Source organism: Tardiphaga sp. 841_E9_N1_2, assembly GCF_051811065.1.
GTDB lineage: Bacteria > Pseudomonadota > Alphaproteobacteria > Rhizobiales > Xanthobacteraceae > Tardiphaga > Tardiphaga robiniae.
Genome location: NZ_JBPWQC010000001.1, coordinates 2392833 through 2411195 on the forward strand (window position 1 = coordinate 2392833; position 18363 = coordinate 2411195).

14 protein-coding genes and 1 riboswitch are annotated in these 18363 nt (G+C 62.1%); of the genes, 9 read left to right on the forward strand and 5 right to left on the reverse strand.

Annotated elements, in window-relative coordinates; all coding sequences use genetic code 11:
* Nucleotides 1–44 precede the first annotated feature (44 nt).
* Nucleotides 45–749, forward strand: coding sequence for an SDR family oxidoreductase (locus tag AB8A50_RS11670; RefSeq protein ID WP_439077740.1), 705 nt, complete (start codon nt 45–47; stop codon nt 747–749).
* A gap of 22 nt (nt 750–771) precedes the next feature.
* On the opposite strand, the gene ybaL is transcribed toward AB8A50_RS11670, so the two are convergent.
* Together ybaL and alaS are read right to left on the reverse strand one after the other, a co-directional pair.
* On the reverse strand, nt 772–2463 hold the full coding sequence (gene ybaL, locus AB8A50_RS11675) for a YbaL family putative K(+) efflux transporter (RefSeq protein WP_439077741.1): 1692 nt from the start codon (nt 2461–2463) through the stop codon (nt 772–774).
* Between the two features lie 258 nt (nt 2464–2721).
* Nucleotides 2722–5403: an alanine--tRNA ligase gene (alaS, locus tag AB8A50_RS11680; protein ID WP_439077742.1), complete on the reverse strand. Its 2682-nt coding sequence runs from the start codon at nt 5401–5403 to the stop codon at nt 2722–2724.
* Nucleotides 5404–5675: 272 nt separating this feature from the next.
* A riboswitch (glycine riboswitch) is annotated at nt 5676–5770 on the forward strand.
* 140 nt (nt 5771–5910) lie between these two features.
* Between alaS and gcvT the strand changes: the two genes are divergently transcribed.
* The 3 genes from gcvT to gcvP all read left to right on the forward strand — a co-directional run bounded on the left by gcvT (nt 5911) and on the right by gcvP (nt 10377).
* Nucleotides 5911–7074 carry a glycine cleavage system aminomethyltransferase GcvT gene (gene gcvT, locus AB8A50_RS11685; protein WP_439077743.1) on the forward strand — a complete coding sequence of 388 codons (1164 nt, stop codon included), beginning with the start codon at nt 5911–5913 and terminating at the stop codon, nt 7072–7074.
* 11 nt (nt 7075–7085) lie between these two features.
* The gene (gene gcvH / locus AB8A50_RS11690) at nt 7086–7451 is read left to right on the forward strand and encodes a glycine cleavage system protein GcvH (protein WP_089265060.1); all 366 of its coding nucleotides are present in this window, start codon (nt 7086–7088) and stop codon (nt 7449–7451) included.
* A gap of 61 nt (nt 7452–7512) precedes the next feature.
* A complete protein-coding gene (gcvP, locus tag AB8A50_RS11695; protein ID WP_439077744.1) occupies nt 7513–10377 on the forward strand; it encodes an aminomethyl-transferring glycine dehydrogenase in 2865 nt (954 codons plus the stop codon).
* Between the two features lie 200 nt (nt 10378–10577).
* On the opposite strand, the gene AB8A50_RS11700 is transcribed toward gcvP, so the two are convergent.
* Both AB8A50_RS11700 and AB8A50_RS11705 read right to left on the reverse strand, forming a co-directional pair.
* Nucleotides 10578–11075 (reverse strand): YciE/YciF ferroxidase family protein, encoded by a 498-nt coding sequence (locus tag AB8A50_RS11700; protein ID WP_068735876.1) that lies wholly within the window; start codon nt 11073–11075, stop codon nt 10578–10580.
* Between the two features lie 113 nt (nt 11076–11188).
* A complete protein-coding gene (locus AB8A50_RS11705) occupies nt 11189–12361 on the reverse strand; it encodes a M20 aminoacylase family protein (protein WP_093756520.1) in 1173 nt (390 codons plus the stop codon).
* A 165-nt stretch (nt 12362–12526) separates the two neighbouring features.
* Here AB8A50_RS11705 and AB8A50_RS11710 point away from each other — a divergent pair, with 165 nt between their 5' ends.
* The 5 genes from AB8A50_RS11710 (at nt 12527) to AB8A50_RS11730 (ending at nt 16907) form a co-directional block, all read left to right on the forward strand.
* The gene (locus AB8A50_RS11710; RefSeq protein WP_439077745.1) at nt 12527–14146 is read left to right on the forward strand and encodes a GMC family oxidoreductase; all 1620 of its coding nucleotides are present in this window, start codon (nt 12527–12529) and stop codon (nt 14144–14146) included.
* Between the two features lie 76 nt (nt 14147–14222).
* Complete coding sequence (locus AB8A50_RS11715; RefSeq protein ID WP_439077746.1) at nt 14223–15173, forward strand: metallophosphoesterase family protein; 951 nt, start codon at nt 14223–14225, stop codon at nt 15171–15173.
* 12 nt (nt 15174–15185) lie between these two features.
* A complete protein-coding gene (locus AB8A50_RS11720) occupies nt 15186–15515 on the forward strand; it encodes a cupredoxin domain-containing protein (RefSeq protein ID WP_089265065.1) in 330 nt (109 codons plus the stop codon).
* A 79-nt stretch (nt 15516–15594) separates the two neighbouring features.
* Nucleotides 15595–16158: a sigma-70 family RNA polymerase sigma factor gene (locus AB8A50_RS11725; RefSeq protein WP_439077747.1), complete on the forward strand. Its 564-nt coding sequence runs from the start codon at nt 15595–15597 to the stop codon at nt 16156–16158.
* Nucleotides 16155–16907, forward strand: a complete 753-nt coding sequence (locus AB8A50_RS11730; RefSeq protein ID WP_439077748.1) for an anti-sigma factor family protein — start codon at nt 16155–16157, stop codon at nt 16905–16907. Before AB8A50_RS11725 ends, AB8A50_RS11730 begins: the two co-directional genes overlap by 4 nt.
* Before the next feature lie 3 nt (nt 16908–16910).
* Here AB8A50_RS11730 and hpnO read toward each other — a convergent pair whose 3' ends face one another.
* Nucleotides 16911–18302 carry an aminobacteriohopanetriol synthase HpnO gene (gene hpnO, locus AB8A50_RS11735; protein WP_439064412.1) on the reverse strand — a complete coding sequence of 464 codons (1392 nt, stop codon included), beginning with the start codon at nt 18300–18302 and terminating at the stop codon, nt 16911–16913.
* Between the last annotated feature and the right edge of the window lie 61 nt (nt 18303–18363).

The window sequence follows — 18363 nt, forward strand, 5'->3', positions numbered from 1 at the left end:
GCTAGAGCAGAGAAGACCAGAAAAACAGTCAGGGAGACCGCCTCATGTCATCTAGCAAAGTCGCCATCATCACGGCCGGTGGAAGCGGCATGGGCGCAGCATCTGCGCGTCGCCTTGCAGCCGACGGCTTCAAGGTCGCGATCCTGTCGTCGTCCGGCAAGGGAGAAGCGCTTGCGCAAGAACTTGGTGGCCTCGGCGTCACCGGCTCCAACCAGTCGAGCGACGATTTGAAGCGGCTGGTGGATGGCACGCTGGAGAAATGGGGCCGGATCGACACGCTGGTAAACAGCGCCGGTCACGGCCCGCGTGCGCCGCTGCTCGATATCACCGACGAGCAGTGGCACACCGGCATGGATGTCTATCTGATGAACGTGATCCGGCCAACGCGACTGGTGACGCCGATCATGCAGAAGCAAAAATCCGGTGCGATCATCAATATCTCCACCGCATGGGCATTCGAGCCCTCAGCGATGTTTCCGACTTCCGCCGTGTTCCGCGCCGGTCTCGCCTCTTACACAAAATTGTTCGCGGATAGTTTTGCCGCCGACAATGTACGGATGAACAATGTGCTGCCCGGCTGGATCGACAGCCTGCCCGCCACCGAAGAGCGGCGCCAGAGCGTCCCGATGCAACGCTATGGCAAAAGCGAGGAGATCGCAGCCACGGTCGCATTCCTCGCATCGGATGGCGCTGGCTATATCACCGGCCAGAACATTCGCGTCGATGGCGGCATGACGCGGTCGGTGTGATGACCTGATCGCAACGGCGCTACTAAACCACGCCCGTCGCGCCGATCTGCAGCAGCATCGCCTTGGCGATTTCCTGCTCGCCCATGATCACGACATTGGCGCCGTGATGCTTGAGATGCGCGATCTCTTCTTCGGAATGGGCGCGGGCGATGATTGGAAGCGTAGGGTTGAGCGCACGGGCCTTGGCGACGATCTGACCGCCCTCGAACGCATCCGGAATCGCCACCAGCAATCCCCTGGCGCCCATCACATTCGCAGCCTGCAGCATATCGGGCGCCGCGGCATTGCCGGTGATCACTTCGACACCGAGGCTCTGCAGGCGCTCGACGACACCTGGCGTGTCCTCGATCACCAGCAGCGGCGTGTTGTTCAGGCGTAGCGCCCTGCTCACCACGCTGCCAACGCGGCCGTGTCCGACCAGCACGACGTGATCCTTGAGCTGCGTCTCCGGCAACGGGACGCGCGTGACCGCTTTCTCCTTGCTGTCCGCAGCAGCGGCTTCACTCGCTGCCACCGCTTTCGCGTCCTTATCGGCCAGTAAGCGATCGAGCAATGCGAAGAACAGCGGGTTGAGCATGATCGAGATAATCGCGCCGGCGAGCACAAGATCGCGACCGCGATCGGGCAGCAGACCGAGGCCCACACCGAGGCTGACGAGAATGAAGGAGAACTCGCCGATCTGCGCCAGCGAGGCGGAGATCGTCAGCGCCGTCGAGGTCGGATAGCCGAACAGCCGGACGATGCCGAAGGCAGCCGCGGACTTGCCGAACAGGATGATGAACACGGTGGCGAGCAGCGGCAGCGGCTCGCGCAGGATGATCGCCGGATCGACCAGCATGCCGACCGAGACGAAGAACAGCACCGCAAACGCGTCGCGCAGCGGCAGCGTCTCGTTGGCAGCGCGCTGGCTGAGTTCGGATTCGCTGAGGATCATGCCCGCAAAGAACGCACCGAGTGCGAACGACACGTCGAATACGAGGGCTGCGCCGAAGGCGACCCCGAGCGAGATGGCGAACACCGCAAGACGAAACAACTCGCGCGACCCGGTATGCGCCACATAGTGCAGCAGCATCGGGATGACGCGGCGGCCGACCACCAGCATGAAGATCACGAAGCCCGCGACCTTGCCGAGCGTGATCAGCACCGGCATCGCCAACGCTGACATGCTGGCACCGTTGCCCTCGCCTTTGAGAAGCCCTGCGATCGCCGGAAGCAGCACCAGCGTCAGCACCATCGCGAGGTCCTCGACGATCAGCCAGCCGATGGCGATGCGGCCGCGCTCGCTGTCCACCAGCCGTCGTTCCTGCAACGCGCGGAGCAGCACGACCGTCGATGCGACGGAGAGCGCGAGGCCAAACACAAGGCCACCACCGAACGACCAGCCGAGTGCCTCGCCAAGGCCGATGCCGAGCAGCGTCGCCACGGCGATTTGCACGATGGCGCCGGGGATCGCGATATTCTTGACCGAGAGCAGATCCTTCAGCGAGAAATGCAGGCCGACGCCAAACATCAGCAAGATAATGCCGATCTCCGCGAGTTCATTGGCGATATTCTGGTCCGCCACATAGCCGGGCGTAAATGGACCCATGAAGACGCCGGCGAGCAGATAGCCGACCAACGGCGACACGCGAATGCGCTGTGCGATCAGGCCGAGGATGAATGCCAGTACGAGGCCGACGACGACGGTGGAAATCAGCGGGGTGTTATGCTCCATGCCGCTTTTTGCCGCATGGGCGCGTGGGATGCCACCCTTAACGAGGGCTACTCATGGTCGCAGGCGCGAGCGGTCACGTCATCGCGAGATGGGGTTGTGTGACCCACACTGCCATTCCGGGGTGCGATCTCAGCGAAGCTGAGAGCGTGAACCTCAGCCATTCCAGTTGGAATGGCGGGGAATCTCGACATAGTAAAACACTACGGGATTCCGGGTTCGCGCCCGCCTGGCGGCGTTCACGACACCGGAATGACGAGATTAGTTGCCGATCGCCGCTTCGATCGCCGCCAGCGCCGCATCAGCCTTGGCGCCGTCCGGACCGCCGGCCTGCGCCATGTCCGCCCGCCCACCGCCGCCTTTGCCGCCCAAGGCTTCAGAGGCGAGCTTCACCAGATCGACAGCGCTGAAGCGCTTGGTCAGATCCTCGGTCACGCCGACCACGACGCCGGCCTTGCCATCTTCACCGACATTGATGATCGCGACAACACCCGAACCAAGCTGCTTCTTGCCGGCATCGGCGAGGCTCTTGAGATCCTTCATCTCGATGCCCGACACACTCTTGGCCATCAGCTTGATGTCGCCGACAGTCTTGACGTCTGCGGATGCGCCACCAGCGGTCGATGCGCCAGCCGCAGCACCGCCGCCCATGGCGATGGTCTTCTTCGCTTCGGAGAGCTCACGCTCCAGCTTCTTGCGCTCGTCCATCAGCGCAGCGATGCGGGCCGGCATGTCGTCGAGCGTCGTGCGGAGCTCGTTCGCAGCGGTCTTGGCGAGCTGCATCGTCTCGTTGGCGTGATGACGTGCATGATTACCGGTCAGCGCCTCGATACGGCGCACGCCGGATGACACGGCGCTTTCGGCCGTGACCGAGATCATACCGATATCGCCGGTGCGTTTCACATGGGTGCCGCCGCAGAGTTCGACCGACCAGCCGAGCGCATTGCTGCCGCTCTCGCGCGGCGTCTTGCCCATCGAGACGACGCGAACTTCATCGCCGTATTTCTCGCCGAACAGCGCGCGGGCGCCAGCCTCGCGCGCATCGTCCACCGCCATCAGGCGCGTGGTGACGGCGTCGTTTTCCAGCACGACATTGTTGGCGATATCCTCGACGCGGCGGAGCTCGTCGGCCGTGATCGGCTTCTGATGCACGAAATCGAAACGCAGCCGGTCCGGCGCCACCAGCGAACCGCGCTGGGCGATGTGATCGCCGAGCACCTGACGCAGCGCTTCATGCAGCAGATGCGTCGCCGAGTGATTGGCGCGGATCGATGAGCGACGGGCGTGATCGACTTCCAGCGCGAGCGCTGCGCCAATTTTCAGCGTGCCCTGCTCGACCGTACCGATATGCACGAACAGATCGCCGGCACGCTTCTGGGTTTCGGTGACGCGGAAGGTTACGCCCTCGCCTGTCATGATGCCGAGATCACCGACCTGACCGCCGGACTCCGCATAGAACGGCGTCTGGTTGAGAACGATCGCACCGGTATCGCCGGTCTTGAGGCTATCGACTTCCTTGCCGTCCTTCACCAGTGCCGTAACCGCACCTTCCGCAGACTCGGTCTCGTAGCCGAGAAATTCCGTCGCACCGAGTTTTTCACGCAACTCGAACCAGATCGCTTCGGTCGCGGTCTCGCCGGAGGAAAAGCGCGACGCGCGGGCCTTCTGTTTCTGCTTCTCCATCGCATCGGTGAAGGACGCGATATCAACGGAGATGCCGCGGTTGCGCAGTGCGTCCTGTGTGAGGTCGAGCGGAAAGCCGTAGGTGTCGTACAGCGTGAACGCGGTCTCGCCGTCGAACATGTCGCCCTTCTTCAGCGACGCGCTCTTGTCGTCGAGAATGCCGAGGCCGCGGTCCAACGTCCTGCGGAAGCGCGTCTCTTCGAGGCGCAGCGTTTCTTCGATCAGGCTCTCGGCGCGCACCAGCTCAGGATAGGCCTGGCCCATCTCGCGCACCAACGCCCACACCAGGCGCCACATCAGCGGCTCCTTGGCGCCGAGCAACTGGCCGTGACGCATGGCGCGGCGCATGATCCGGCGCAGCACATAGCCGCGGCCTTCATTCGACGGCAGCACGCCGTCGGCGATCAGGAACGAGGATGCGCGCAGATGGTCGGCGATAACGCGGAGCGAGGCCTTCATCGGGCCCTGCGGATCGGCGCCGGTGAGATCGGCGATGGCGCGGATCAGTGCGACGAACAGGTCGATGTCGTAATTGTCGTGCTTGCCCTGCAGCACCGCAGCGATGCGCTCGAGGCCCATGCCGGTGTCGATGGACGGCTTCGGCAGCGAGATGCGGTTGCCCGGCGCCAGCTGGTCGAACTGCATGAAAACGAGATTCCAGATCTCGATGAAACGGTCGCCGTCTTCATCGGGCGAACCGGGAGGGCCACCTGGAATCTTGTCGCCATGGTCGAAGAAGATTTCCGAACACGGACCGCACGGGCCGGTGTCGCCCATCTGCCAGAAATTGTCCGAAGTCGGGATGCGGATGATCTTGGAATCCGGCAGGCCGATCTTCTTCCACAGTGCAAAAGCTTCATCATCCTCGGAATAGACAGTGACCAGCAGGCGGTCCTTGGCGAGACCGTACTCCTTGGTGATCAGGTTCCAGGCGAGCTCGATCGCGCGTTCCTTGAAATAATCGCCAAACGAGAAGTTGCCGAGCATCTCGAAGAACGTGTGATGGCGCGCGGTATAGCCGACATTGTCGAGGTCGTTATGCTTGCCGCCGGCACGGACGCATTTCTGCGACGTCGTCGCGCGCTGATAAGGCCGCTTCTCGACGCCGGTAAAAACGTTCTTGAACTGCACCATGCCGGCATTGGTGAACATCAGCGTGGGGTCGTTGCGCGGCACCAGCGGCGACGACGACACGATGTCGTGACCATTCGCCGCGAAGTAATTCAGAAATGCCGACCTGATCTCGTTAACGCCGCTCATATCAGTCCCATTGCGCCCAAAACTTGTTACGTTCAAGACTTGGCGCCTAAAAATCGCCCACGGCCAAATTGTTTGAAGATTTGCCGCCGGCCAATGCCACAACCGGTTGCTTTTAGACCGGCGGGACTAGGGCTGTCCAGAAACTGTGCAAGGGGATGACAAGGGATCATTCAAGCGGATCAGGGGCTTGCCGCAGCAGCACAGGGCCGTTGATAGGTGCCGGAACCGCGTTGACAGATTCAGGGAACGCATGCTCTTGTGCCGGCGTTGAAAGACGTCACGTCGGGAGAGACTGGCCCCCGTTTGGGCCGGCGCCGAAGGAGCAACCGCCCCGGAAACTCTCAGGCAAAAGGACCGCGTGACAGGTTAGCATCTGGAAAGAGATGCCTTTGAGCCCGAACGGGCCGATGGCGTCCGCCGACGGGATAATACTCTCAGGCACAGCGACAGATGGGGCTCGTACAGGCACTCCGGGAATGGTCCCGGGGAACCGCGAGGACCCGTCACATGTCTGCTGTCGATATGCTAGCGACCGCTAAACCCTCAACTTTAAAACAAACGCCGCTGCACGCCCTCCACGTCGCCCGTGGCGGCAAGATGGTGCCCTTCGCCGGCTATGACATGCCAGTGCAATACGCCACCGGCGTGCTGAGGGAGCATCTCCACACCCGCGCGGCGGCGGGACTGTTCGATGTTTCCCATATGGGCCAGCTCACCTTGCGGGCGAAGTCCGGCAAACTCGAAGATGCGGCCTTGGCGCTCGAGAAGCTGGTGCCGATGGACATTCTGGCGCTGGCACCGGGGCGTCAGCGTTATGCCCAGTTCACCAATGAGGCCGGCGGCATTCTCGACGACCTGATGGTGGCGAATTTCGGCGATCATTTGTTTCTGGTGGTCAACGCCGCCTGCAAGGACGAGGACGAGGCGCATCTGCGCGCGCATCTCACCGACACATGCATTATCGAGACCCTGCCCGACCGTGCACTGATCGCCCTGCAAGGGCCAAAGGCCGCGGACGTGCTGGCAAAGTTCTGCCCTGAGGCACCGGCGATGAAGTTTATGGATGCCGGCCCGCATCAGGTGAACGGCATTGCCTGCTTCGTCTCACGCTCCGGCTATACGGGTGAAGACGGCTACGAGATCTCGATCCCGAACGATCAGGCCGAAGCGCTGACCGCTGCCCTACTCGACCATCCCGACGTGCTGCCGATTGGCCTCGGCGCCCGCGACAGCCTGCGTCTCGAAGCCGGGCTGTGCCTCTACGGCCATGACATCGACACGACGACCACGCCCGTCGAAGGCGGGTTGAACTGGTCGATCCAGAAGAGCCGCCGGACCGGCGGCGCCCGCGCCGGCGGTTTTCTCGGCAGCGACAAGATCCTGGCGCAGCTCGATGGCGGCGCGCCGCGCAAGCGCATCGGCCTGCTGCCGGAAGGCCGCGCGCCAGTGCGCGAAGGTGTGTTGCTGTTTGCGGATGCGACCTCCACCGAATCGATCGGCAGCGTCACCTCGGGCGGTTTCGGCCCCAGTCTCGGCGCGCCAATTGCAATGGGCTATCTGCCCAGCGCGCAGGCAGCCGACCGCACCACCGTCTATGCCGAGCTGCGCGGCCAGCGCATGCCGATGAAAGTGTCACCCATGCCCTTCGTCCCCCACAGCTACAAGCGTTGAGGAACTGATCCATGACCACCCTGTACACCGAAGACCACGAATGGCTCCTGATTGACGGCGACGTCGTCACCGTCGGCATCACCGATTACGCACAGTCGCAGCTCGGCGACGTCGTGTTCGTCGAACTGCCCAAAGTCGGCCGCGCACTGAAGAAGGCCGAAGCCGCCGCCGTGGTGGAATCGGTCAAGGCCGCCTCCGACGTCTATGCGCCGATCACCGGCGAGGTCGTCGAGATCAACGACGCGCTCGCCGCCGAGCCTGCGCTGGTGAATTCCGATGCCGACGGCAAGGCGTGGTTCTTCAAGCTCAAACTCTCCGACAAGAGCGAGCTCGAAGGCCTGATGGATGCCGACGCCTACAAAGCCCACACCGCCTAGTCGTCATGCCCGGCGAATGCCGGGCACGACGAGCTTCTGAAATTCGTTCGAGGAACAACAGATGACCCTGAACAAATCTTCCGGCGACGTCGCCACCGATTTCGTCCGCCGCCATATCGGCCCTTCGCAAGCCGATATTCGTGTGATGCTTGAAACGGTCGGCGCGAAAAGCCTGTCCGCACTGATGGGCGAGACGCTCCCTGCATCAATTCGCCAGAAGACGCCGCTCGATCTCGGCCGCGCGCTCAGCGAAACCGAGGCGCTGGCGCATATGACCGAGATGGCGGCCAAGAACGCGGTGTTCACGTCACTGATCGGCCAGGGCTATTCCGGCACTGTTCTCCCGACGGTGATCCAGCGCAACATCCTGGAGAACCCGGCCTGGTACACGGCCTATACGCCGTATCAGCCGGAGATCAGTCAGGGCCGACTCGAGGCGCTGTTCAATTTCCAGACCATGATCTGCGATCTCACCGGCCTCGACGTCGCCAATGCGTCGCTGCTCGATGAAGCGACCGCCGCTGCGGAAGCCATGGCACTGGCCGAGCGTGCCTCAAACGTTCAGACCAAAACCTTCTTCGTCGATCATGAAATTCATCCGCAGACCCTCGCGGTGCTGCGTACCCGCGCCGAGCCGCTCGGTTGGAAGCTTCAGATCGGCGATCCGCTCACTGACCTCGACAAAGCCGATGTGTTCGGCGCGATCCTGCAATATCCCGGTACGACGGGCATCGTGCGCGATTTCAAGCCGGCCATCGCGGCGCTTAAAGCGAAGGGCGCGCTCGCCGTCTTCGCCGCCGACCTGCTGGCGCTGACGCTTTTGGCCTCGCCGGGCGAACTCGGCGCAGACATCGCGATCGGCTCGGCGCAGCGCTTCGGCGTGCCGATGGGATACGGCGGTCCACATGCCGGCTACATGTCGGTGCGCGACGCGATCAAGCGCTCGATCCCGGGCCGCCTCGTCGGCCTCTCCATCGATTCCCGCGGCGAGCCCGCTTATCGTCTGGCGCTGCAGACCCGCGAACAACATATCCGCCGCGAAAAGGCGACGTCGAATATCTGCACCGCGCAGGTGCTACTCGCCGTCATCGCCTCGATGTATGCGGTCTATCACGGCCCTGAAGGCCTCAAGCATATCGCCCGTACGGTCCATCGCCGCACACTGGTGCTGGCCGCCGGCCTGAAGAAGCTCGGCTTCGCGCCGGAGAGCGAAGCGTTCTTCGATACGCTGACCGTGACCGTCGACGACAAGCGCGACGGCATCATTGCCGCAGCCCAGGCCGAGAAGATCAACCTGCGCATCGGTGACGGCACCATCGGCATCGCGCTCGATGAAACCACGACGCCGGAAACCGTCGAAGCCATCTGGCGCGCCTTCGGCGGCAAGCTTGGCTATTCAGACGTCGAGCATGGCGTCAGCGACGCCCTGCCCGCCTCGCTGAAGCGGAGCTCGGCCTTCCTCACCCATCCCGTCTTCCACAGCCATCGCTCCGAGACCGAACTCCTCCGTTACATGCGTAAGCTCTCGGATCGCGATCTGGCGCTCGATCGCGCGATGATCCCGCTCGGCTCCTGCACCATGAAGCTGAACGCGACCACCGAGATGATGCCGTTGACCTGGCCCGCCTGGGGCTCGCTGCATCCATTCGTGCCCCGCGAACAGGCCGCCGGCTATCACCAGCTTTTCGCGACACTGGAAAAGTGGCTGTGCGACATCACCGGTTACGACGCTGTATCGCTGCAGCCCAATTCCGGCGCGCAGGGCGAATATGCCGGCCTGCTCGCGATCCGCGCCTATCACGCGGCGCGCGGCGACAGCCATCGCAATATCTGCCTGATCCCGTCATCGGCACACGGCACCAATCCTGCCTCGGCCAGCATGGTCAATATGGATGTGGTTGTCGTCGCCTGCGACAAGCGCGGTGACGTGGACGTCAACGACCTGCGCATCAAGGCCGAGAAACATGCTGCCAATCTCGCAGCAATCATGATCACCTATCCGTCGACCCACGGCGTGTTCGAGGAGCATATCCGCGAGATCTGCGAGATCGTCCACGCCAATGGCGGTCAGGTCTATCTCGACGGCGCCAACCTGAATGCGCAGGTCGGCCTGTCGCGGCCCGGCGATTACGGCGCTGATGTCAGCCATCTCAACCTGCACAAGACCTTCTGCATCCCGCATGGCGGCGGCGGGCCTGGCATGGGCCCGATCGGCGTCAAGGCGCACCTGGCGCCCTATTTGCCGGGTCATCCCTCGGCCAACGGCGATGTGCCGGTGGGTCCGGTGTCGGCCGCGCCCTATGGCTCGGCGTCGATCCTGACGATCTCCTATATCTACATCCTGATGATGGGCGGCGCGGGTCTCACCTCGGCCACCGAGCTTGCGATCCTCAATGCGAACTACATTGCCACCCGGCTGCATCCGCACTTCCCGGTGCTGTATCGCAACGAAAAGGGACGCGTGGCGCATGAATGCATCATCGATCCACGCACATTCAAGACGTCCGCCGGTGTCACCGTCGACGACATCGCCAAACGCCTGATCGACTACGGTTTCCACGCACCGACCATGAGCTTTCCCGTCGTGGGGACGCTGATGATCGAGCCGACGGAATCAGAATCGAAACTCGAACTCGATCGGTTCTGTGAGGCGATGATCGCGATCCGCAAGGAGATCACGGATATCGAGAGCGGCCGCTGGACCGTCGAAGCGTCGCCGCTGCGCCACGCACCGCATACGGTGCACGATATCGCGGATGACGACTGGAAGCGCGCTTACACCCGCGCTGAAGGCTGTTTTCCGGCGGGGACCTCGCGCACCGATAAATACTGGTGCCCGGTCGGCCGCGTCGACAACGTCTATGGCGACCGCAACCTCGTCTGTTCGTGTCCGCCGACGGAAGACTACGCACAGGCCGCAGAGTAAAGTTCAACGCCACGCGACGGCCTCGAGCACCCTCGCCCCGCTCTTGCGGGGAGAGGGCTGGGGTGAGGGGCTCTTGCGATCCGCAAATTGTGTAGTCGAGGTGAGCACCTTGCATGCCCCTCACCCGCCGCGAAGACGCGGCGACCTCTCCCCGCGCAGAGCGGAGAGAGGTTAAGCAAGCGCCACCGATGCAAATTAGTCTACGCCGCTGCAGCCAGATTGACCGCTGATTTCGCCAGCACCGACAGTGATTCATCGGTCTTCTTTTCCTGATTGAGCGTCTCGTCGAGCAGCCGCACCGCGTCCTTCATGCCGAGTTCCGTGGCCCAGGCCTTCAAGGTGCCATAGCGCGAGATCTCATAGTGTTCGACAGCCTGTGCCGCAGCAAGCAGGCCAGCATCGAGCGAACTCGTGCCCTTGTACTCGTCCATGATCTCCTTGCCTTCGTCGAGGATACCCATGATGGCATCGCAGGTCTTGCCGCGGGCGGGCTTGTCGAGCAGTTCGAAGATCTGTTCCAGCCGCTCGACCTGACCTTCGGTTTCGTCGTGGTGCTTTTCGAAAGCGGCGCGCAGTTTGTCCGAGGTTGCGGCCTTGGCCATCTTCGGCAGGGCTTTCAGGATCTGCTTCTCGGCGAAGTAGATATCCTTGAGCGTATCGAGAAAGAGATCGTTGAGGTCTTTGTCTTTGGTCGCCATGACGCGCACTCCGTTAAGCCAGGGGTTGTTTCCCGCGGCTCAACGTCACCTGTTGTGTCTTGTTCCTGAGGTTGTGACGCAACTATTAAAAATCATTGCGTGGACGCCCGCTGTCAGGCCGCCAGCGTGGTCTCCACCAGCTTCACCCAATAGGACGTGCCGTAGACGATGGCGTCGTCGTTGAAATTATAGGCGGGGTGGTGCAGCCCGGCGCTGTCGCCGTTTCCGCAGAAGATGAAGGCGCCCGGGCGCGCTTCCAGCATATAGGCAAAGTCTTCGGCGCCCATCACCGGCGGCATGTCGATATTGACCTTCTCAGCCCCGGAGATTTCGCTGGCGACCCGCACCGCCATGTCGGTCTCGGCGCGGTGGTTGACCACCACGGGATAGCCGCGGTCATAGTCGAGCACGATCTTCGCGCCGGTCTGCAGCGCGACGCCGTTGACCACCTCATTCATGCGCTTCTCCATGAGATCGCGCACTTCGGCGTTCAACGTTCGCACGGTGCCGCGCAGTTCAGCGGTCGCCGGGATGACGTTGCTGGCATGGCCGGCATGGAATTCACAGATCGACAGCACCGCGGATTCCAGGGGATTGACGGTACGGGAAACGATCGTCTGCAGCGCCATCACGAGCTGCGAGCCGACCAGCACGGAATCGATGGTCTTGTGCGGATAGGCGGCATGGCCACCCTTGCCCTCGATCTGGATCGAGATGCGGTCCATCGCCGCCATGATCGGACCCGGACGCAGCGCGAAGGAGCCGACCGGCATGCCGGGATTGTTGTGCATGCCATAGACCTGATCGATCTTGAAACGGTCCATCAGGCCGTCCTTGATCATCGCCGCCGCGCCCGCACCGCCCTCTTCGGCCGGCTGGAAGATGACGACGGCATCGCCCGCGAAATTGCGTGTTTCGGCGAGATATTGCGCCGCTCCCAGGAGCATGGACGTGTGGCCATCGTGACCGCAGGCATGCATCTTGCCGGGGGTCTTCGAGGCGTAAGGCAGATTGGTCTCTTCCTCGATGGGCAGCGCGTCCATGTCGGCGCGCAGCCCGATCACCTTGTGCTCGCCCGAGGCCGGCTTGCGGCCCCTGATGACGCCCACGACACCCGTTCGTCCCAGGCCCGTCACAACTTCGTCGCAACCGAACTCCTTCAGTCGTTCCGCCACGAAGCCCGCGGTCCGGTGCACGTCATACATCAGCTCGGGATGGGCATGCAGGTCACGGCGCCAGGCCATGATTTCCGGTTGCAGATCGGCGACACGATTGATGATGGGCATGGGTCAAGGTCTCGATGCGGTGGAACGGCGATATCCTTGTCTAGCATGTCGCGTGCCAACGGCCCACCCCACCGGCCCCATCACACGCTGTACAGACGCCCGCCGCCTCGTTAATCCCTTTCGGCACGGCAGGTGAGACCGTGAAACGGATGCGGCAGGGAAACGATGACGACACGGTTCGAGGGTGATTTCGATTATATCGTGGTTGGTGCGGGTACCGCCGGTTGCATCGTCGCCAATCGCCTTTCGGCAGATCCCGGCAAGCGCGTCCTCATCCTGGAGGCCGGCGGCAACGACAACTGGATCTGGTTTCACATTCCGGTGGGCTACCTCTTTGCCATCGGCAATCCCCGCTCCGACTGGATGTTTCGCACCGAGCCGGAGCCCGGCCTCAATGGCCGCGCGCTGGCCTATCCGCGCGGCAAGGTGATCGGTGGCTCCTCCGCGATCAATGCCATGATCTCGATGCGCGGCCAGGCGGCCGACTACGATCACTGGCGCCAGCTCGGCCTCAATGGCTGGGGCTATGACGATGTGCTACCGGCGTTCAAGACATTGGAAGATCATTTCCTTGGCGCCAGCGAACACCATGGCGCAGGCGGCGGTTGGCGCATCGAAGAACCACGGCTGTCGTGGAAGGTACTCGACGCCGTCGGCAATGCTGCGGCTGAAATGGGCATTCGCAAGACCGCCGATTTCAACACCGGCGACAATGAAGGCATCGGCTATTTTCACGTCAACCAGAAGCGCGGTCGGCGCTGGTCGTCGGCCCGCGGCTTTCTCAAGCCCGCACTGCACCGCCCGAACCTGCGGCTCGAAACCAAGGTGATGGTCGATCGCCTGATCGTCGAAAACGGCCGCGCCGTCGGCGTACGCTTCACCCAGAACGGCCAAGAGATCGAGGCACGCGCCAGGGGTGAAGTCGTCCTGTGTGCTGGCGCGGTTGGCTCACCGCATCTGTTGCAGCGCTCCGGCATCGGGCCCGCGGAGTGGCTGTCCGTCGCTGGTGTCGACATCACACTCGATCGTCAGGGCGTCGGTCGTAACCTGCAGGACCACCTGCAGCAGCGCGCGATTTACAAGGTCTCCGGCGTGCGCACGCTGAATGAGACCTACTACAATCTGTTCCGCCGTGGCTGGATGGGCGTCGATTACGCGCTTCGCCGCCGCGGACCGTTGACCATGGCACCATCGCAGCTTGGCATCTTCACGCGCTCCGATGCCCATCGCGAACGCGCCAACATCCAGTTTCATGTGCAGCCGCTCTCGCTCGACAAATTCGGCGATCCGCTGCATCGCTTTCCGGCGATCACCATTGCTGCCTGCAATCTGCAGCCGACATCGCGCGGCGAGATCAAACTGCGCTCGGCGAAGCCCGATGACGCACCGGCAATTGCTCCCCACTACCTCTCGACAGACAACGACCGTCAGGTTGCTGCCGATGCGATCCGTGTCACGCGCAGGCTGATGAAGCAAAAGGCGCTCGCCGCCTATCATCCCGAAGAATATCTGCCGGGGCCATCGGTTGGCGACGATGCAGCGTCGCTGGCCAAGGCCGCCGGCGATATCGGCACCACCATCTTCCATCCTGTCGGGACCGCGAAGATGGGCACAGCCTCGGACCCGATGGCCGTGGTGGACGAGCGGCTGCGCTTTTACGGGATCTCCGGATTGCGCGTCGTGGACGCCTCGGTGATGCCGACGATTACATCGGGCAATACCAACACGCCAACCGCAATGATCGCGGAAAAAGGCGCGTCGATGATCATCACGGATTCGCGATAACCTCATTTCGCGGAATAAACATCCGCCATCTCCGATCCAGTCCCCATAGCCCAATCCAGGGCGATGGAGATTGGCGATGAGTGCATTCGATCACAATCATTCCCAGGACGACCCGAGACTTAGCCGTCGAAAGGTATTGGAATGCATGACGTGGGCTGGCACCGGTGTGCTCTGGAGCATCGCCGGCGGCGTTCCGCACGCGCTTGGGCTGATTGATTCGGCACAAGCGGCAGAGCCCACCGGCCTGACGTTCCTGCAGATTAGCGACAGCCATATTGGCTTCGACAAGCCCGCCAATCCCAATGCCATCGGCACGCTCGAGGAAGCCATCGGCCGGATCAAAGCCATGCCGGTCAAGCCGTCGTTCATGATCCATACCGGCGATATCAGCCACCTCTCCAAGGCCTCCGAATTCGACGATGCCGACCGCATCATCTCGCAGGCGCGGCTCGATGTGCATTACGTCCCCGGCGAGCATGATTTCATCGACGAAGAGGTCAAGCTCTACCGCGAGCGCTACGGACGCGGGACCAAGGGCTCCGGCTGGTATTCCTTCGACGCAAGCGGCGTACACTTCATCGGGCTTGTGAACGTCGTCGATCTCAAAGCCGGCGGACTTGGAAACCTCGGCGCCGAACAACTCGCGTGGCTGGAAGACGATCTTCGCGGCCGATCTAAATCGACACCTATCGTGGTGTTTGCGCACATTCCGCTCTGGACGGTCTATCCGACCTGGGGGTGGGGCACCGAAGACGGTGCGCGCGCGCTGGACTACCTCAAGGGCTTCGGCTCGGTCACGGTGCTGAACGGCCATATCCATCAGGTGATGCAGAAAGTGGAAGGCAACGTCACGTTCCACACCGCACGCTCTACTGCGTTTCCACAACCGGCACCGGGGACAGCGCCCTCACCCGGCCCCATGAAGGTGGCCGACGACAAATTACGCGGCCTGCTGGGCATCGCCAGCATCATCTTCAAACCCGGCGATGAACGCCTCGCCATCATCGATACCCCGTTGCAAGGCTGAGGGCATCGCAACATGACATCCGTCGCCTTACGCAACATCTGCATCCGTGTCGCCGTTCTTGCCGTCATGACCGCCTGCATGACAGCGGCGCGCTGCGAAGACCTCGCGGTGATGATCGACAACTTCACCTTCGAGCCGGCGCAGCTCACCATCAAGGTCGGCACGACCGTCACCTGGAAGAACCGAGACGACATCCCGCACGCCGTGGTCTCAGCCGGAAAATTCAGGTCGAAAACACTCGACACTGACGACAGCTATTCCTTCACGTTCACGTCACCAGGTGACTACGCGTATTTTTGCTCGCTGCATCCGCATATGACGGGGATGATCAAGGTTGAGTAGTAGCCAAAACCAAGGCATCACAACGATGCCCGGCCTCCTGAAACCCGGCGGCCGGGCGTCGGCCGGCAAGGACAAGTCGATGCCAGCGCACAGAGCTGACGACGATGGCGAAAGGACGCGCCGTTTTCGCGAGGTCGCGCTGCCATGCCTCGACGACGTCTATACGCTGGCCCGCTATCTGCTACGCGATGCCGACGCCGCCGAAGACGCCGTCCAGGAATGCTATCTGCGCGCGCTGAAACATTTCGACAGCTATCGTGGCCCTGCAATCAAACCATGGCTGTTCGCCATCCTGCGCAATATCTGCCATGCGGAGTTCGCCCGTCGCATGAACTCACCAACCGCGATCGCCGAAATCGCCGAGGCAGAGTCGCAGGAAGCCGCGCCGCTCTGGCATGAGGCACAAGCTTCACCGGAGGCGGAATTGCTCCGACGCCGCGATGCCACGACGATCCAGCGTCTCGTAAGCGCGCTTGCCGAACCATTCAGGGAAATCCTCGTGCTGCGAGAAATGCAAAACCTGTCTTACCGCGAGATTTCCGACATCGTCGGCGCACCCATCGGCACCGTGATGTCACGCCTCGCCCGCGCACGCGCGATGCTCCGGATCGCGTGGATGGCTGAAGAGGAGCCGTACAAATGACCTGCGACGAGGCCGAGATTCTTCTTCACGCATTGCTCGATGACGAGCTCGACGCCGGGCATGTCCGTGAGGTCGAGGCGCACATTGCCACTTGCCAGCGCTGCGCTGCTCAACTGAACGCCTATCGCGACATGCGATCCGCAATGGCCGCCAGCGATCTGCATTTTACGGCGCCTCCACAGCTACGCCAGCGCATCGAGGCGGCGCTCCCCAAGGCTCACACGCCAAATCGTCGCGCCGTGCTGAAAGGCTTCGCGATGGGATCGGTGTTGTCCGCCGTGGCTGCGACCGGCCTCGTCGTGGTCGTGCTTCGCCATGAAGACGAGCAGCGCATTCTTTCGGAGGTGGTGTCGGCACATCTGCGCGCGCTGCAGGCCGGACACCTCACCGACGTGCTCTCCACCGATCAGCACACGGTGAAGCCCTGGTTCAACGGTCGGCTTGACGTGGCGCCGCCGGTTGTCGATCTCACCGCGCAAGGTTTCACGCTCATCGGCGGGCGGCTTGATTATGTCAATGGACGAACGATCGGTGCCATCGTCTACCGGCGGCGCACCCATGTGATCAATCTGTTCGTTGCACAGACGACAAATGCAGAATCACGCGTGGCCAGGATCGAGACCGTTCAGGGCTTCAACATTCGCCACTGGAGCGAGCGCGGCCTGACCTACTGGGCAGTCAGCGATTTGAACGCCGATGAACTTGCTGATTTCGGCAGCAAGGTCGAACTTGCAACAGGAGCGAGCTGAAACCTAGGCTGACTTCCGCACGGCGTTGTCGACCAGTGTCTTGCCGAGCGACCAGATCGCACCAGGAACCTTATGGCTATCGGCGATCACGGTACGGAACGAGTTCTCGATCCACTTTCCGTCGTCCTCGGTGACCACCAGCGGCGGCAGCAGCTTGATGGTGTGACTGCCGTGGCCGGAGACCTGAGTCAGAATCTTCTGCTCCTTGAACAGCGGCACGGTGATCAACTGGCAGAACAGGCCTTTGCTGGCCGACTCCAGGATGTTCCATGATGCCTTGAGGCGCAGCGACTTCGGCGGGCCGAATTCGACACCGATCATGAGACCTTTGCCGCGCACTTCCTTCAGAAGCTCGAATTCGGGAATCATGTTCTGCAGAGCGAGCCGCAATTCGGCACCGCGCTTAGCCGCGTTCTCGACCAGCTTCTCATGCTTCATGATTTCCAGCGTGGCGATACCGGCGGCCATCGCCAGATCGTTCTTGCCGAAGGTCGAACCATGGACCAGCGAGCGATCCATCCGGTTGAAGATCTTGTCGAAGATGCTTTTTCGCGTCAGCAGTGCGCCAACAGGAACATGGCCTCCCGACAAGGCTTTTGCGAGAAGGATCATGTCGGGCTCGACATTCCAGTGCTCGATCGCCAGAAATTTTCCGGTGCGTCCGAGGCCGGTCTGGATTTCATCGGCGATGAACAGCGTGCCGTATTTGCGGCACAGCGCAGCGGCGCCCGACAGGAATTCGTCGGTGGGCAGGTTGACGCCTTTGCCCTGGATCGGTTCGACGATGAAGCCGGCAACCTGCTTGGACGACAGCGCCTTCTCCAGCGCTTCGAGGTCGTTGAATGGCACCGTGGTGCAGCCCGAGAGCAGCGGGCCGAAGCCGGTGCGGAAATTGGTGTCGTCGGTCAGCGACAGCGCGCCATAGGTCAGTCCGTGATAGGCGTGATCGCAATATACGATCCCGTCGCGGCCGGTCGCATTGCGAGCAAATTTGATAGCCGCCTCGACGGTTTCCGCGCCCGAGTTCGCGAAAAACACCTTGTCCATATAGGGGACGTTTTCCAGCAGCTTCTCTGAGAGAATACCTGCGAGTGTGGAAACATCCATTTGCACCAAATTGGGCATGTCGGCGTCGAGCACGCTTTTGAGCGCATTCCGCATCACCGGATGGTTCCGGCCAATCGCAAAAACGCCAAATCCGCTCAGTAGATCGAGATAACGGGCGCCGTCCCGGTCGAACAAATACTGGCCGGTGCCTCGCTGAAAGCCAACGTCATATCCGATGGTCTTGAGGACTCGAACGAGCTGTTCATTAAGATGGCGCGTATGCATCGAGCTACGCTGCGCCTCCCGTTCAACAAACATCTCGGAAACGTCTAGATTCGGATATACCATGAGTTACATACGTCGGTTGATGGTCGCTTCGTCAACTGAAAACCGTAAATGCGGCGATTTG

Coding starts and splice junctions, on each gene's coding strand:
- AB8A50_RS11670 (WP_439077740.1), top strand. CDS start 45: ATGTCATCTAGCAAAGTCGCCATCATCACGGCCGGTGGAAGCGGCATG.
- ybaL (WP_439077741.1), bottom strand. CDS start 2,463: ATGGAGCATAACACCCCGCTGATTTCCACCGTCGTCGTCGGCCTCGTA.
- alaS (WP_439077742.1), bottom strand. CDS start 5,403: ATGAGCGGCGTTAACGAGATCAGGTCGGCATTTCTGAATTACTTCGCG.
- gcvT (WP_439077743.1), top strand. CDS start 5,911: ATGTCTGCTGTCGATATGCTAGCGACCGCTAAACCCTCAACTTTAAAA.
- gcvH (WP_089265060.1), top strand. CDS start 7,086: ATGACCACCCTGTACACCGAAGACCACGAATGGCTCCTGATTGACGGC.
- gcvP (WP_439077744.1), top strand. CDS start 7,513: ATGACCCTGAACAAATCTTCCGGCGACGTCGCCACCGATTTCGTCCGC.
- AB8A50_RS11700 (WP_068735876.1), bottom strand. CDS start 11,075: ATGGCGACCAAAGACAAAGACCTCAACGATCTCTTTCTCGATACGCTC.
- AB8A50_RS11705 (WP_093756520.1), bottom strand. CDS start 12,361: ATGCCCATCATCAATCGTGTCGCCGATCTGCAACCGGAAATCATGGCC.
- AB8A50_RS11710 (WP_439077745.1), top strand. CDS start 12,527: ATGACGACACGGTTCGAGGGTGATTTCGATTATATCGTGGTTGGTGCG.
- AB8A50_RS11715 (WP_439077746.1), top strand. CDS start 14,223: ATGAGTGCATTCGATCACAATCATTCCCAGGACGACCCGAGACTTAGC.
- AB8A50_RS11720 (WP_089265065.1), top strand. CDS start 15,186: ATGACATCCGTCGCCTTACGCAACATCTGCATCCGTGTCGCCGTTCTT.
- AB8A50_RS11725 (WP_439077747.1), top strand. CDS start 15,595: ATGCCAGCGCACAGAGCTGACGACGATGGCGAAAGGACGCGCCGTTTT.
- AB8A50_RS11730 (WP_439077748.1), top strand. CDS start 16,155: ATGACCTGCGACGAGGCCGAGATTCTTCTTCACGCATTGCTCGATGAC.
- hpnO (WP_439064412.1), bottom strand. CDS start 18,302: ATGGTATATCCGAATCTAGACGTTTCCGAGATGTTTGTTGAACGGGAG.